This window comes from Actinacidiphila sp. bgisy160 (genome assembly GCF_057707815.1).
Map to the genome: position 1 here is coordinate 101366 of NZ_JBYIQW010000004.1, position 12395 is coordinate 113760.

Sequence of the window (12395 nt, forward strand, 5' to 3'; positions counted from 1 at the left end):
CCCGGTCCCCGGCATGTCGCCGGGGACCGGAGGGCGGGCGGACCCGCGAGCCGGTGCTAGCCCTTGCCGATGATCTGGTCGACCGCGGCCGTGTACTGATCGGGGGTCATCGCCTGCACGCTCTCGATGGGCTTGTCGTCGAGCTTCACGGTCGGCGTCGCGTTGACACCGTCGGCGCTGAACTGCTTGTCCATGGTCAGCGCCCACTTGTCGTAGGTGCCGTTGCGGACCGCGTTCTCGAAGGTCTTGTTGCCCTTGAGCGCGTCGACCTTCTGCGCCAGTTCGATCAGCTTGTCGGCGCTGCCGAAGTCGTCCTTGGTCTCCTCGGGGTGGACGTCCTTGGAGTACAGCAGCGTGTGGTAGTCGACGAACGCCTCCTTGCTGACGTTCAGGGCGGCGCCCAGCGCACTCAGCGCCTTCTTCGAGCCCTGGCCCTGGCCGAGGCTGTTGTCGAGGAAGGCGCCCATGGTGTAGGAGATCTTGTACTTGCCGTCCTTGGCGTCCTTCTGGACGGTCTCGCCCGAGGTCTGCTCGAACTGCGCGCACACCGGGCAGCGCAGGTCCTCGTACACCTTCAGCGTGTGCTTGGCGTTCTCGTCGCCGATGACGATCGACGTGCCGTCCTTGCCCGAGGAGTTGGCGGGCTTCACCAGCGGCTTCTCCGCGGCCTTCTCCCAATAGCCCGGCGCGTTCATCTTGACGACGGCCACGGCTATGCCGGCGCCGAGCGCCAGCACGCCCAGCACGCCGCCGACGACGAAGAACTGCCGCCGCAGCCGCTCCCGCTTCTGCTGCCGCTCGCGCTCCGCGCGCAGCCGCTCGCGGGCGGCGTTCTTGGCGGCCTGGCTGTTCCGCTTGCTCATGATGATGTGATCTCCGACTCGTACGTACGTGGGTGAGGGATGGTGCGCCGTGCTCAGCGGAAGCCGAGGCGGGCGGGCGGCCCTCGCCGTAGGACGGAGTGCAGGAGCAGGGGCAGCGGCGGCGCGGCGGCCGCGGGCCCGGCCGCTCCGGGGCGGGTGGTGCCGAGCGGCCCGGCCGCCCGGAAGACGGCCACCGCGACGAGCAGCGGCCGGAAGGCGGCGCGCAGCAGGCGGTGCAGCGCGTCCTCACCACACCGCAGCCACCCGGCGGCGACCAGGCCGACGCAGACGTGCGCCAGGAGCAGCAGCCACGGGGAGGTGGTGGGGCCGGACCCTTGCGGCGCCGTGGCGGCGAGCGAGCCGCCGACGTCACCGTGGCAGACCAGCACCTCGTTGATCGAGCGCCACGAGCCGGTGACGGGCCCGCCGCCGGGGCCGTAACAGGTGTGCCGGCCCGCGGTGAACAGCGTGTCGACGGCCAGTTCCAGCGGGACGAGCAGGCCGGCGATCGGCCAGTAGCCGCGCTCGCGGCGGCCGAGCGCGTACGCGACCGCGAAGACGGCCGCGAAGGCCCCCGCCGTGGTCGTCATCGGCAGGGGCTCCCGCGAGAGCATGATGTGGGCGGTCGCGGACAGCGTCACGCACAGCGCGGCGAAGCATCCCGCGCGCAGTGCCCTCAGCCGGGGTCCGGTCCCTTCCATGGCGCAGAGTGTGCCATGCCGGTGGGTAAGCAATGCCTAAACCCCGGAACAAGGGCCCGGGATCACAGCCCCGGGATGCGGCCGTTGCGGAACAGGTCCACGAAGACCTGATGGTCGGCGCGGGCCCGGGCGCCGTAGGAGTGGGCGAACTCCACCAGCGACTCGGTGAAGCCCTCCTCGTCCCGCGCGATGGCCGCGTCGATGGCGTCCTCAGTGGAGAACGGCACCAGCGAGTGCCCGCTCTCGTCGTCCGCCGCCGCGTGCATCCCGGCGGTGGCCCGGCCGAGGTCCGCGACGACGCCCTCGATCTGCTCCGGGTCGTCGATGTCCGACCAGTCCAGGTCCACCGCGTAAGGCGACACCTCGGCGACCAGCTGGCCGACGCCGTCCAGCTCGGTCCAGCCCAGGAACGGGTCGGCGTGCGCCTGCAGCGCGCGCTGCGAGATCACGGTGCGGTGACCCTCGTGGCGGAAGTACGCGCGCACCGCCGGGTCCGTGATGTGCCGGGAGACCGCCGGGGTCTGCCCCTGCTTCATGTAGATCACGACGTCGTTCTCCAGGGCGTCGGTGTGGCCCTCGAGGAGGATGTTGTACGAGGGCAGGCCCGCGCTGCCGATGCCCACGCCGCGCCGGCCCACGACGTCCTTGACCCGGTGGCTGTCCGGGTTGATCCGGCTGGTCTCCGGCAGCGTGTCCAGGTACGCCTCGAAGGCCCGCAGCACCTTCTCGCGGGTGCCGCCGTCCAGTTCCACGGCGCCACCTCCCGCGGTGAAGCGGCGGTCCCAGGCACGGATCTCCGTCATCGAGTCCAGCAGCCCGAACCGGGTCTGCGAGCGGGCGTGGCGCAGCGCGTCCAGCAGCGGGCCCTGCGCGGAGTCCAGCGTCAGCGACGGGACCGCCTCGCCCCGGGCGAGGGCGCGGATCCGCCCGCGGTAGGCCGTGGCGTAGCTGCGCACCAGGCCGGAGATCACGTCGTCGGCCAGGGCCTTGCCGTAGCCGATCAGGGCTACGGAGGCGGCGAAGCGCTGCAGGTCCCAGGTGAACGGGCCGACGTAGGCCTCGTCGAAGTCGTTGACGTTGAAGATCAGGCGGCCGTTGGCGTCCAGGTACGTGCCGAAGTTCTCGGCGTGCAGGTCGCCGTGGATCCACACCCGGGACGTGCGCTCGTCCAGGAACGGGCTGCCGTCCTCGGCGTCGGCCAGGTCGGCGTAGTAAAGGCACGCGGTGCCCCGGTAGAAGGCGAACGCCGACGCCGCCATCTTGCGGAACTTGACCCGGAACGCGGCCGGATCGGCGGCCAGCAGCTCCCCGAACGCGGTGCCGAAGACCTCGAGGATCCGCTCGCCGCGCTCTTCGTCCGTCGTCATGCCTGTGGCCATCGGTGCTGTGCCTCCTGGGCTGGTCCGTGTCTGCCGGGTCAACGCAGGAGCGTACGCTCGCGTGCCCGGGGACGACCCCGGGCGGGGTGTCGTTCGCGTCACCGTCGCACCGCGTTCAAGCGGGCACTTCCGGCCACCGTCGCGCGTTCTGGCTTGCGATGAACACCACCAGGGGGCGGGACACCGCGCGTCGCGGCCGGCGGCGCACCATATTCGGGCTGCTGCTGATCGGCGGCCTCGCACTGGCCGCCATAGCGTGGCCCACGCTCTCCGCGCAGGTCCGCGCGGCCAACTGGCCGAAGGAGCAACCCCGGGGGCCGCAGCACATCACCGCCCGCATGGAGACCGTCCGCGACGCCGTCGTCAAGGAGTTCGGCCCCCGCGGTCTCAAGGGCGCCCCTGGCTGCTACCGCGAGGAGGGCGGCATCGCCGGCGGCGGCGAACACCCCCTGGGCCGCGCCTGCGACTTCATGCTCATGCCCGCCGGCGAGAAGGCCACCGGCAAGCCCGACGCCCTGGGCGAGGACATCGTGGCCTGGGTCCGCGAGCACGCGGACGAATACGGCATCTGGTACGTCATCTACGAACAGCACATCTGGTCCAGCCGGCTCCCGCAGCAGGGCTGGAAGCTGATGGAGGACCGCGGATCCATCACGCAGAACCACTTCGACCACGTGCACATATCGGTCTACTGAGCCGCTGCCTAACTGAGCTGCAGCTTCGGACGGAACGGCCCGCTGACCAGCGTTGATGCCGTCACTGGTTGTCAACGTTGGTCAGCACTGGTCCACCTCCCACGGCCCAGGGACGGCCCCGCGACGGTGTTCAACTTGCAGGGCGACACCCGCTTTAGGAGCGAGGTGGGGCGGTTCTGGTCCTGACCTGGGGTTCCTTGTCCTGGGCGGAGTCTGGCAGCACGTACCCTTGCGCACCCTGGTTCCCCGTGAGGCCCCGACCGTTCTGGCACGAGAGTGGCACGGTCCAGGGAACTCCATCGCGGTCGGGCGCGTGCCGGGCTGTCAAGATCGCCAACGGCTCCAGAGTAGCCACTTCACGTACTGGGGCAGGTGGTGACGCCAGAGCCAGACCGGCAAGTGACGGTGCGGGACAAACGACCAGAGATCGTCGTCGGCTTCGTTGCCCCTGGTGCGGGCTCGCAAGAGGGCCAGGCACTCGGCATCGACCGTGCGGTGCAGACGTGCAACGTGCGCTAGAGCGATCGTGCCCTGCCGGCGCAGCTCTTCCGAGTCCGAGCGGAGAGCGCGGGCGACCCTGGGAAGGATGGCAAGGGGATCGGAGTGATTGAGGGCAAGGCCGATCACGGCTACTCCGACGTGAGGCTCCCCGCGGTCAAAAGCCGCATCTACTTCCGCTGGCTTGTCCATCCCGAGCAGGCCTGTACCGTCGGCCCAGCTGTAGACCCAGCCGGGAGAGCCTGTCTCCCCACGCTCGCACGTCACGCGCCGACTTTACGTCCCACCCTGTACCGCAGCGAGATCAGTTCTTCCACAACTGACGTTCGGGGATGAGCACCTGCGCCGGTGATCGGAGCACCGCCCCTGAGCAGGGGAAGGGCCGTCGGCGACTGTCGTCATCTGTCGTCGTTGGCTACGTCGGACGGCCCAGAGACGGCCCGGGCTGAGGTGTAGCGGTGTGGCTTCTACGCGATTTTCTGCCGTGCAAGCTAGGGGATCACGTCACCTACTCTCTAGGCATGGAGGACTCCGAGGCGTTTCGCGTAGCGGTCAGAGCGCAAGCGGCGGCCATGCTGGAGGGCGATGCTTCACCGTACGACCGGACGTTGGAGATTTGGCGTCTCGCTATGGGTGAGTGGCCTGGGCCTGACGGAGACGAAGCAGGCATTTCGCTGCATCTCATCTGGGGTGCGCTGACGGATTGGGTCGAGCTCCGGCCCACGGAAACGGATCAAGCTGAGGCGCACATGGTCACGGCGGCCCGTGAGTGGCTGACCATCGAGGGTGACCAACAGGCCGAAGCCGAGTACTTCGATCGTTGGGTCCACGACATCCTCGGATACGAGCGTCGGGCTCCGGTCCAAAGCTAATACACGATCTTGAAAACCGTCGTGGCAGCGATGTCACCGTGGGTTCAAATCCCACACTCTCCGCAATGGCCGGCGAAGGCGCTGGACAGAAGGGGTGCCCCAAGACACGGGGGCGCCCCTTCTTCGTGCTCGATGGCACCGTAGTTCCCCGCGGTTTCCCGTGCGATCGGGCACGCCAGGGGCACGACGCCTGGGAAGGACTGCACGATTCAGGGGCAGGCCCCGACAGGTCTTGTCAGAGGCGCCTGGCAAAGTGCCCACGTGGACGTTGATCCCTTCTGGACTCTCATCGAGGCGTGCCGACAGCAAGCCCTGAGTCAGGATGATCGGCTTGAGTGGCTGCGCGGCGAGTTGGCGCAGAGGTCACCGGCGGAGATCGTGGAGTTTCAGGTATGCCTGAATCAGGTGACTGCGGATGCGTTCACTTGGGATCTGGTGGCAGCCGCAGAGCGGATCTTCGGCGGTTGGTGTTCGGACGACGGCTTCTGCTATTTCGGTCTCTGGATGGTGGGGCTGGGGCGCGAGGCTTTCGAACGCGCGGTGGCCGATCCTGACGCCCTGGCCCGCACGCCTGAGGTCCGGCGTCTGGTGGGGCTTCCTCGGAGCGAGTGGGGCGGTGCTTGGCCGGGATGGGAGTCGCTCGATTACGTTGCGCTGGAAGCCCATGAGCTGGTGGCAGGAGAATCCGGCGACTGCGGCGATGCGTTCTATGACGCCGTGAAGGCCCGGGCGAGTAGTGATGCGGAGCCCCGACACCCCGCCGGCGAGCGTTGGGACGTCCGCGATGAAGAGGAAGCAAGCCGCAAACTGCCGAGGTTGAGCAGCGCCTTCCCGCTCGCCATCGGGACATGAGATCCCGGTGCGTTGGGGGCTGCGGGCTGACCGGGGACGAACATGGCCCGGAGCCCCAGTTTGGAAGATTGAGGCTGCGCCGCATTTGCCTCGATGACGACTTCTCCCCCGAGGTCCCGAACCTCGATCCGCACGTCCGCCTCCCGCGTGAAGACTTGCGCGACATCATCGGGCACGGCCGTAACTCGGGTGCTCTGAGCAGGGGCCCTGCTGGGTTCGGAGGTCGTGGAGAAACATGACGCCTCAGCACGCACGGCTCCGGAGGCCGGTTCGATTCTCTATGTCGATGCAGTTCAAGCGCATGATTCGCCCTCCGGCTGACGAGTCGTCCCGCACAGGTCCCGTGACGTGGCGATCACGTAGTCGGTTCGCGACCGGGACCACTCGGATCAGCCTGCCGGCTGAATTCGTGCGTGCACCCCCCGGAAGTCTCGTCCCGAGTGAAGCAGGCGACGAAGGAACTCGGGGAGCCGTAGAAGGCCACTTTCATGCCGTCGCAGTCCACGCCGTCGAAGGTGACCGTGCCGGACGTTCCGGAGGGAGACCAGGTTCCATGTTGCACGTCGGCGACGCCCGGACACTCCCGGACGACCTCCGCCTTGTCGAAGCCCTTGGCTGTGAACGTGCCGCCGTCCTTGAACTCGACTGTGGCCCCGCTCCAGTCCGACCACACGCCCGTCAGCTGATCAACGGTGTCGACCTCGACCGGGTAGTAGCCGGAGCAGGAGGCCAACAGGAATGTCACCGCGCCTCCCAACGCAGCGCCCGTGAACGCACGTCGTATCCGCTGATGCCGGTCGACAGCCATACGCCCCGCCTCTCGTGTCTCGCACACGCCCGGGAGCGGCGCCCCACGTAGACGGCGGACATCATCTTGAACGCGTTCAAGTCCTGGTGTCAACCAGGGCCGGGACCCACTTCGCGGTGACGATCCCGTGCGCCCGGCAGCGAAGGTCGGCACGGAGAGACTGTGGGCGGGAGCTGCCGTGGTCCGAGCACCTGCACCTTCGCTGACCTGGGTCGGAGCCTTCCTGTAACGCCTCGTGGTTCCCCCCGGCTTCCCGACAGGTCGGGCACGCGGGGGGACACGCACCCCAGCCACAGCCTGCCCCGCTGTCATCCCGTCCGCGTCGACCCCCACGCATGTGGAACGGGCGCGGGTCAGCCGGGCAACACGGGGACAAGTGAGCGGCGAGGTCCGGCAGGAGACCCATCGTCTCACCCTGCTCCCCGCCTCCGCGGCGCTCCGATGGCAGGATGCAGGGATGCCTGACGACCTGATGGCTCGCGCTCGAGCCATGTGGCGGGAATTGGCCTGCGCACCCGCTGAATTCAGACGCTCCGCTGCCGACGTGGTCGTCTCACCGGGGTCGGCGTTGTGTCCCCCTTCGTGGTGTGGGGTCGTGGTGCTGGGCGCAGCAGGGATTCTCACGGTTCCGACAGCCGAGGCTGCCGTACTGCTCCGCAAAGCCACCGCTGGTATTCCCCCGGACACCCTCGTCCGGGCGGATGCGCTCCGGACGGTACTGCCCGTCGCCGAGGTGCTGGGTCCGGCCACGCTCGCCTACGTGTCTGACGTGGAGTTCCGTCCTGTGTCCACGGACCACGCGGTGGCGCGTCTGTCAGTGAAACACCCTGACGTGCTGGCTTTGCTCGCGACAGCGGGGCACGAAGACGCCGGCGAAAGCGGCCTGGGTGAGATCTCCTCGCCCGCGTTCGTCATCCTCGACGGCGGCGAGGCCGTGGCCGCAGCGGGATACCGGATCTGGCCCGGGGGCACGGCTCATGTGTCGGTACTGACGGCACCGCAGCGCCGCGGCCGTGGGTTGGCGAGGACCGTGGCCTCCGCGGCAGTGGCTCATGCTCTCGATGCGGGTCTCCTGCCTCAATGGAGAGCTCGGCCTGAGCCGTCCCGAAGGGTCGCGGGCGCGCTCGGATTTCGAGAGGTGGGGGCCCAGTTGAGCTTTCGTCTCGAGTTCGGCGCCTGACCAACCCGCCGGACAGGCTGCGCTGGTGTGGAACACGGCCCGCCGGCCGAGTCACCGGCGTGGCGACGGCGGCGACGAGCGCGGCCCGTCCGCTCGCCGGGTGCCGGCGGACACTCTCGTCGTGCCACGTGCCGGTCGCGAGCAGCCCGAGCACCGTCAGCGGCGCGACCCTGTGCAGGATGTGGAGTCGGGCTTCCGCCGGATCAGCCCGGAGCTTGTCGTGGATGGGGACGGACGCGAGTGACCCCTGGTTCCCCCATCGTTTCCACCCGTCTCTCCCCCGTTTCGACGGAGGTCACCGGGACAGGGAATGCGCGGTCAACGCGTCCCTGCGACGGCACCAGCGGGACCTCAGTCGGCACCGCCGCCGGCCCCTTCCCTCCGGCCGGGCCTGGCGCGGACGTGCATGCGCTCGCCCTGGCGGCCGAAGAGACTGAGGATCTCGACGGGTTGGTCGCCGGCGCTGCCGAACCAGTGCGGCATCCGGGTGTCGAACTCCGCGGCCTCGCCGGCGCCGAGGACGACCTCGCGCTCGCCCAGCAGGAGCCGCAGACGTCCGGAGAGCACGTACAGCCACTCGTAGCCCTCGTGGACGCGAAGGTCGGGCTCGCACTGGCCCGCGGCGACGACGACCTTCCAGGCCTGCGGCGAACCCGGCTGCCGGGTCAGGGGCAGGACGGTACGGCCGTTCACGCGGCGGGCTTCGAGGCGTACCCGGGGGTCGCCGACCTCGGGGGCGCCGACCAGTTCGTCCAGCGGCACGCGGTGGGCCTGGGCGATCGGAAGGAGGAGTTCGAGGCTGGGGCGGCGCCCGCCGGTCTCCAGGCGGGACAAGGTGCTCGTGGAGATGCCGGTGGCCGCGGAGAGCGCGGCCAGGGTGACACCCCGCTCCTTGCGCAGGCGTTTGAGGCGGGGGCCGACCTCCGCCAGGGCTGCGGCGATCGGGGACAGGTCTTCCATCCGCCCATTCCACCCCGGCCGTCCCGGGAACGGCAACGAACCCTGCCGGCGGATACGGTCGGAGCCGAGCCGGGAGGGAGGTGGGGGCCGTGAGTGTGACGGGCGTCTGGGTGGTCGGGGCCGTCCCCGACGACGAGGCACGGGCGCGGGCACGTGCGCTGTCCGGGCACACGTCCCCGCACGCCACCGGAGAAGAGGAGTTGTTGCCGGCGGGCGGTGCCGGGCAGCGCTTCCTGGCGGACGCCCCGGCCGTGCTGCGGTTCGCCGAACTCGTCCACTGCGCGACCGCCGCCGAGGACGACCAGCCGACGCTGACGCTGCAGGACGAGCTCATGGACCTCATGCCGCGGACCGGCGGCGACGGCCCGTTCGCCGTCGCCGCCCGCAAGGCGAGCCCGGTCGCGGCGCTCGTGTACGCGCTCGGCCCCGGAGCCACAGCCTTGCTGCCCGGCAGATTCGGCGAGTTCCTGCTGACCCACGACGAAGTGGTGGCGGCACTCCCCCGGGTCGAGCGGGCCCTGGACGTCCGGCACCCGGCGGGAGGAGGTCCTCGCCCGCGTGGCCGACTGGATGCGCGTCGTGGGCGACGCGGACTTCGGCGCCGCGGAACTGCTCGACGCGCCCTTGCGCGTGCTCCGTCACGCCGCCCGGTCCGGTCTCGGCGCCGCCGCGTTCAGCCGCTGGTACTGAGCCGGGCCGCGATCCGCTAGGTTGAACGCGTTCAAAGCGGTGTTCGCCAGGGGGAAGGGGCGGCCATGAGGGCTGGGTCGGGGCGGCCGGAGGTACGGCTGGGGATCGCGCGCCGGCAGTGGGTGCTCGCGATGGGGGCGCTCGCCGCTGCGGTGCCCGGACTGCTCTACGGGCTGGACAGCTACTACGGCGGCTTCTTCGTGCTGACCGTGGTGCCCCTGACGCTGCCGCCGCTCCTGGGGCGCTTCCCCAGGGTCTTCGCCCAGGCCTGCGTCGTCATCGCACTGGCGCTGGTCGCCTGGTCCGTCATCGGCGCGGCGATCGCGATGTACCTGTTCCTGCCTTCGGCCGCGCTCCTGCTGCTCGCCGCGTCGGCCGGGCCGCGCCGGGCCGGCCCGGCCGACGCCGCCGAGGTGGCCGAGGTGGCCGAGGTGGCCGACGCGGCTCAGGGGCGTATCCAGCAGTAGAGACGCCGTCCGTCGGCCGACGCGCGGCCGGCCAGCCCGGCGAGCTCCTTGAGGAACGGCCCGAGGACGTCCGGTCCGTGCACGCCGTGGAGGCCTCCGGAAGTGCGGGACCACCCCATGGCGACGTCGTCCAGCAGGTCCACGTCGAAGGCGGCGAGCGCGTCGCGGAAGCTGTCGGTGAGGGAGACGGCGACCACTCTGCCCTCACCGGCCACTCCCACCAGGGCGCCGCGGCGCGGATCGGAGCGCACGTCCTCAGGGGCGCGGCCGGTGATGAGCACCTCCGCGGGGAGCAACTCCACCACCGGGTCGATGCCCTGGGTCACGTGCTGGTCGCGGCCGCCGCCCTCGGCGTGGTGGAATTCGCGGACCACGGCGCGGGCGGCGTCCTTGTCGTCGGCGGCGGAGTAGTACCCGTAGAGAACACCCATGTCCCGGATGATCTCAGCGGGCACTGACAACGGCTCCCGCTCACATGGGCGTTACGCGTCATCCGCCTCCGCCGCGAGGTCGGCGAGGAAGTCCAGGGCGGTCGCCCAGGCGCGCTCCGCCGCCTCCGCGTCGTAGTCATCGAGGTCCGGGTCGGTGAACAGGTGGCCGGCGCCGCGGTAGCGGTGGACCTCCACGTCGGCGCCGGCCTTGCGCATGCGCAGGTACCAGGCGTTCAGCCAGTCGTCCGGCTCAAAGGGGTCGGGTTCGGCGACGTGCAGCTGCACGGGGATGTCGGTGGTGGCGTCGTCGGCGATGTCGGAGGTGCCGTGGAGCAGCAGGAGGCCCCGCGCCTTGGCGTCGGCGAGGGCGAGGTTCTGCGCGATGGAGCCGCCCAGCGAGAACCCGGCGTAGACCAGGCCGCGCTCGGAGAGCGGCCCGGAGACGGTGACGGCGCGCATCAGCAGCTCGTCGCGGCCGATCTCGTCCTTGATGGCCATGCCCTCCTCGACGGTCTCCGCGGTGCGGCCCTCGTAGAGGTCGGGAACGTGCACCTCGTGGCCGGCCGCGCGCAGCCGGTCGGCGGCGGCGTGCACGGCCGGACGGAGTCCGTAGGCCGAGTGGAACAGCACGATGGTCATGCCCGAGGTCACAATTTCACTTCCCATGATCGGCGCACGGTCGGGTACGGGCTCCATCATGCCCCCCGTCACCGTCGAAGTGCCCGACGCCCTTGAAGCGTGGGTAGCCCGGGGTCTGCCCGGCCTTGACCCTGCGGAAGAACGCCTGGAACGCCCTGCCCGGACGGCGCGGCGTGGCCTGACGCTGAAGACCTCGGGTCGTGCTTGACGAACAGGTGGACGTCCCCTTGCCAGGAGGATTGATGGATTCCGTCATACGGCCGCTCGGCGTGGTGGGCGGCTCCCTCATTGTGACGCTCGCCGTGGGCTGGGCCGTGGACCACGCGCTGCGCCGGGCGGACGCCCGGCACCGGGAGACCCCGCTGTGGAACCTGCTGCGGCGCGCGCGCCTGCCCCTCCAGCTGGTGATCTGCGGCTCGCTGCTGCGCGGCTCGTACGAACAGGCGCACCTGGCCCGCGGCCACACCCGCGGGATCGGGCAGCTGCTGACGCTGGTACTGATCGGGGCCTGTGCCTGGCTGGTCGTCAGGGTCGCGGCGGCCATCGTGGAGGCGTCCTACTCGCGGTACGCCTCCGCCGCGCAGGACGCGGCTCGGGTGCGGCGGGTACGGACGCAGGTGACGCTGATCCAGCGGGTGGTCACCGCGGTCGTCGGCGTGGTGGCGGTCGCGGCCATGCTGCTGACCTTTCCCGCGATGCGCGGCTTCGGCGCCTCGATGCTGGCCTCCGCGGGGCTGATCGGCATCGTCGCGGGCATCGCCGCCCAGTCGACGCTGGGCAACCTCTTCGCGGGGCTGCAGATCGCCTTCGGGGACATGGTCCGGATCGGCGACGCGGTGGTCGTGGAGGGCGAGTGGGGGACGGTGGAGGAGATCACCCTCACCTACCTCGTGGTCCGCACCTGGGACGAGCGGCGGATCACCATGCCGGTCTCGTACTTCACCAGCAAGCCCTTCGAGAACTGGTCCCGCGGCAACGCCCGGATGACCGGTACCGTCTACTTCCACCTGGACCACGCCACGCCCGTCGACCTGATGCGCGAGCACCTCCACGACGTCCTCAAGGAGTGCGAGCAGTGGGACGGCCGGGCCTGGGGCCTGGTGGTGACGGACACCACCCCGTCGACGATCGAGGTGCGCGCCCTGGCCACGGCGAAGGACGCGGACGACATCTGGACGGTGCGCTGTGTGGTGCGGGAGCACATGATCGACTGGCTGCGCCGCGAGCACCCGTACGCGCTGCCGCGCATCAACACCGCCATCGCCCCCGGACTGGCCGAGGCCCCGGACCGGGAGCAGGCCACGCCCGCGGCCGAGGACGTCGGTCCCGGCCCCGGGGCCCGGTAGGGAACAAACCGCAC

The 12395-nt window shown here is 70.3% G+C and carries 14 protein-coding genes and 1 pseudogene; 7 read left to right on the forward strand and 8 right to left on the reverse strand.

The genetic code is table 11. The annotated features are described in order from the left end of the window. Positions 1–56 precede the first annotated feature (56 nt). The 3 genes from AC3EUJ_RS06120 to AC3EUJ_RS06130 all read right to left on the reverse strand — a co-directional run bounded on the left by AC3EUJ_RS06120 (position 57) and on the right by AC3EUJ_RS06130 (position 2943). Positions 57–863, reverse strand: a complete 807-nt coding sequence (locus AC3EUJ_RS06120; RefSeq protein ID WP_431959931.1) for a DsbA family protein — start codon at positions 861–863, stop codon at positions 57–59. Between the two features lie 53 nt (positions 864–916). After that, the gene (locus tag AC3EUJ_RS06125) at positions 917–1564 is read right to left on the reverse strand and encodes a hypothetical protein (protein ID WP_431959932.1); all 648 of its coding nucleotides are present in this window, start codon (positions 1562–1564) and stop codon (positions 917–919) included. A gap of 62 nt (positions 1565–1626) precedes the next feature. Next, a complete protein-coding gene (locus AC3EUJ_RS06130; protein WP_431959933.1) occupies positions 1627–2943 on the reverse strand; it encodes a DUF2252 domain-containing protein in 1317 nt (438 codons plus the stop codon). Positions 2944–3101: 158 nt separating this feature from the next. On the opposite strand from AC3EUJ_RS06130, the gene AC3EUJ_RS06135 reads away from it, so the two are divergent. The 3 genes from AC3EUJ_RS06135 to AC3EUJ_RS06145 all read left to right on the forward strand — a co-directional run bounded on the left by AC3EUJ_RS06135 (position 3102) and on the right by AC3EUJ_RS06145 (position 5860). After that, a complete protein-coding gene (locus tag AC3EUJ_RS06135; RefSeq protein WP_431959934.1) occupies positions 3102–3638 on the forward strand; it encodes a VldE C-terminal domain-containing protein in 537 nt (178 codons plus the stop codon). Between the two features lie 1019 nt (positions 3639–4657). Then, positions 4658–5008 (forward strand): hypothetical protein, encoded by a 351-nt coding sequence (locus AC3EUJ_RS06140; RefSeq protein ID WP_431959935.1) that lies wholly within the window; start codon positions 4658–4660, stop codon positions 5006–5008. A gap of 261 nt (positions 5009–5269) precedes the next feature. Next, the gene (locus AC3EUJ_RS06145; RefSeq protein ID WP_431959936.1) at positions 5270–5860 is read left to right on the forward strand and encodes a DUF4240 domain-containing protein; all 591 of its coding nucleotides are present in this window, start codon (positions 5270–5272) and stop codon (positions 5858–5860) included. Positions 5861–6215: 355 nt separating this feature from the next. On the opposite strand, the gene AC3EUJ_RS06150 is transcribed toward AC3EUJ_RS06145, so the two are convergent. Next, entirely contained in the window at positions 6216–6668 is a 453-nt protein-coding gene (locus AC3EUJ_RS06150; RefSeq protein ID WP_431959937.1) for a hypothetical protein, read from the reverse strand. Between the two features lie 595 nt (positions 6669–7263). Here AC3EUJ_RS06150 and AC3EUJ_RS06155 point away from each other — a divergent pair. Next, positions 7264–7848, forward strand: coding sequence for a GNAT family N-acetyltransferase (locus AC3EUJ_RS06155; RefSeq protein WP_431959938.1), 585 nt, complete (start codon positions 7264–7266; stop codon positions 7846–7848). Between the two features lie 351 nt (positions 7849–8199). Here AC3EUJ_RS06155 and AC3EUJ_RS06160 read toward each other — a convergent pair whose 3' ends face one another. Then, positions 8200–8808 (reverse strand): helix-turn-helix domain-containing protein, encoded by a 609-nt coding sequence (locus tag AC3EUJ_RS06160; protein ID WP_431959939.1) that lies wholly within the window; start codon positions 8806–8808, stop codon positions 8200–8202. Positions 8809–8897: 89 nt separating this feature from the next. Between AC3EUJ_RS06160 and AC3EUJ_RS06165 the strand changes: the two genes are divergently transcribed. Continuing rightward, on the forward strand, positions 8898–9518 hold the full coding sequence (locus tag AC3EUJ_RS06165; RefSeq protein ID WP_431959940.1) for a hypothetical protein: 621 nt from the start codon (positions 8898–8900) through the stop codon (positions 9516–9518). Positions 9519–9563: 45 nt separating this feature from the next. After that, positions 9564–9965, forward strand: coding sequence for a hypothetical protein (locus AC3EUJ_RS06170; RefSeq protein WP_431959941.1), 402 nt, complete (start codon positions 9564–9566; stop codon positions 9963–9965). Here AC3EUJ_RS06170 and AC3EUJ_RS06175 read toward each other — a convergent pair. The 3 genes and pseudogenes from AC3EUJ_RS06175 to AC3EUJ_RS06185 form a co-directional block, all read right to left on the reverse strand. Further along, positions 9944–10396: a hypothetical protein gene (locus AC3EUJ_RS06175; protein ID WP_431959942.1), complete on the reverse strand. Its 453-nt coding sequence runs from the start codon at positions 10394–10396 to the stop codon at positions 9944–9946. The two genes, AC3EUJ_RS06170 and AC3EUJ_RS06175, sit on opposite strands and share 22 nt — an antisense overlap. A 51-nt stretch (positions 10397–10447) precedes the next feature. Next, positions 10448–11035: a dienelactone hydrolase family protein gene (locus tag AC3EUJ_RS06180; RefSeq protein ID WP_431959943.1), complete on the reverse strand. Its 588-nt coding sequence runs from the start codon at positions 11033–11035 to the stop codon at positions 10448–10450. 73 nt (positions 11036–11108) lie between these two features. Continuing rightward, a pseudogene (locus AC3EUJ_RS06185) lies at positions 11109–11219 on the reverse strand (RNA-guided endonuclease TnpB family protein); the annotation flags it as partial. 58 nt (positions 11220–11277) lie between these two features. On the opposite strand from AC3EUJ_RS06185, the gene AC3EUJ_RS06190 reads away from it, so the two are divergent. Next, on the forward strand, positions 11278–12381 hold the full coding sequence (locus tag AC3EUJ_RS06190) for a mechanosensitive ion channel family protein (RefSeq protein WP_431959944.1): 1104 nt from the start codon (positions 11278–11280) through the stop codon (positions 12379–12381). The last annotated feature ends 14 nt before the right edge of the window (positions 12382–12395 follow it).

What these genes read in the sequence shown, in the direction of transcription:
- AC3EUJ_RS06120 (WP_431959931.1), bottom strand. Translation starts at nt 863, where the DNA reads ATGAGCAAGCGGAACAGCCAGGCCGCCAAGAACGCCGCCCGCGAGCGG.
- AC3EUJ_RS06125 (WP_431959932.1), bottom strand. Translation starts at nt 1,564, where the DNA reads ATGGAAGGGACCGGACCCCGGCTGAGGGCACTGCGCGCGGGATGCTTC.
- AC3EUJ_RS06130 (WP_431959933.1), bottom strand. Translation starts at nt 2,943, where the DNA reads ATGGCCACAGGCATGACGACGGACGAAGAGCGCGGCGAGCGGATCCTC.
- AC3EUJ_RS06135 (WP_431959934.1), top strand. Translation starts at nt 3,102, where the DNA reads ATGAACACCACCAGGGGGCGGGACACCGCGCGTCGCGGCCGGCGGCGC.
- AC3EUJ_RS06140 (WP_431959935.1), top strand. Translation starts at nt 4,658, where the DNA reads ATGGAGGACTCCGAGGCGTTTCGCGTAGCGGTCAGAGCGCAAGCGGCG.
- AC3EUJ_RS06150 (WP_431959937.1), bottom strand. Translation starts at nt 6,668, where the DNA reads ATGGCTGTCGACCGGCATCAGCGGATACGACGTGCGTTCACGGGCGCT.
- AC3EUJ_RS06160 (WP_431959939.1), bottom strand. Translation starts at nt 8,808, where the DNA reads ATGGAAGACCTGTCCCCGATCGCCGCAGCCCTGGCGGAGGTCGGCCCC.
- AC3EUJ_RS06170 (WP_431959941.1), top strand. Translation starts at nt 9,564, where the DNA reads ATGAGGGCTGGGTCGGGGCGGCCGGAGGTACGGCTGGGGATCGCGCGC.
- AC3EUJ_RS06175 (WP_431959942.1), bottom strand. Translation starts at nt 10,396, where the DNA reads ATGGGTGTTCTCTACGGGTACTACTCCGCCGCCGACGACAAGGACGCC.
- AC3EUJ_RS06180 (WP_431959943.1), bottom strand. Translation starts at nt 11,035, where the DNA reads ATGACCATCGTGCTGTTCCACTCGGCCTACGGACTCCGTCCGGCCGTG.
- AC3EUJ_RS06190 (WP_431959944.1), top strand. Translation starts at nt 11,278, where the DNA reads ATGGATTCCGTCATACGGCCGCTCGGCGTGGTGGGCGGCTCCCTCATT.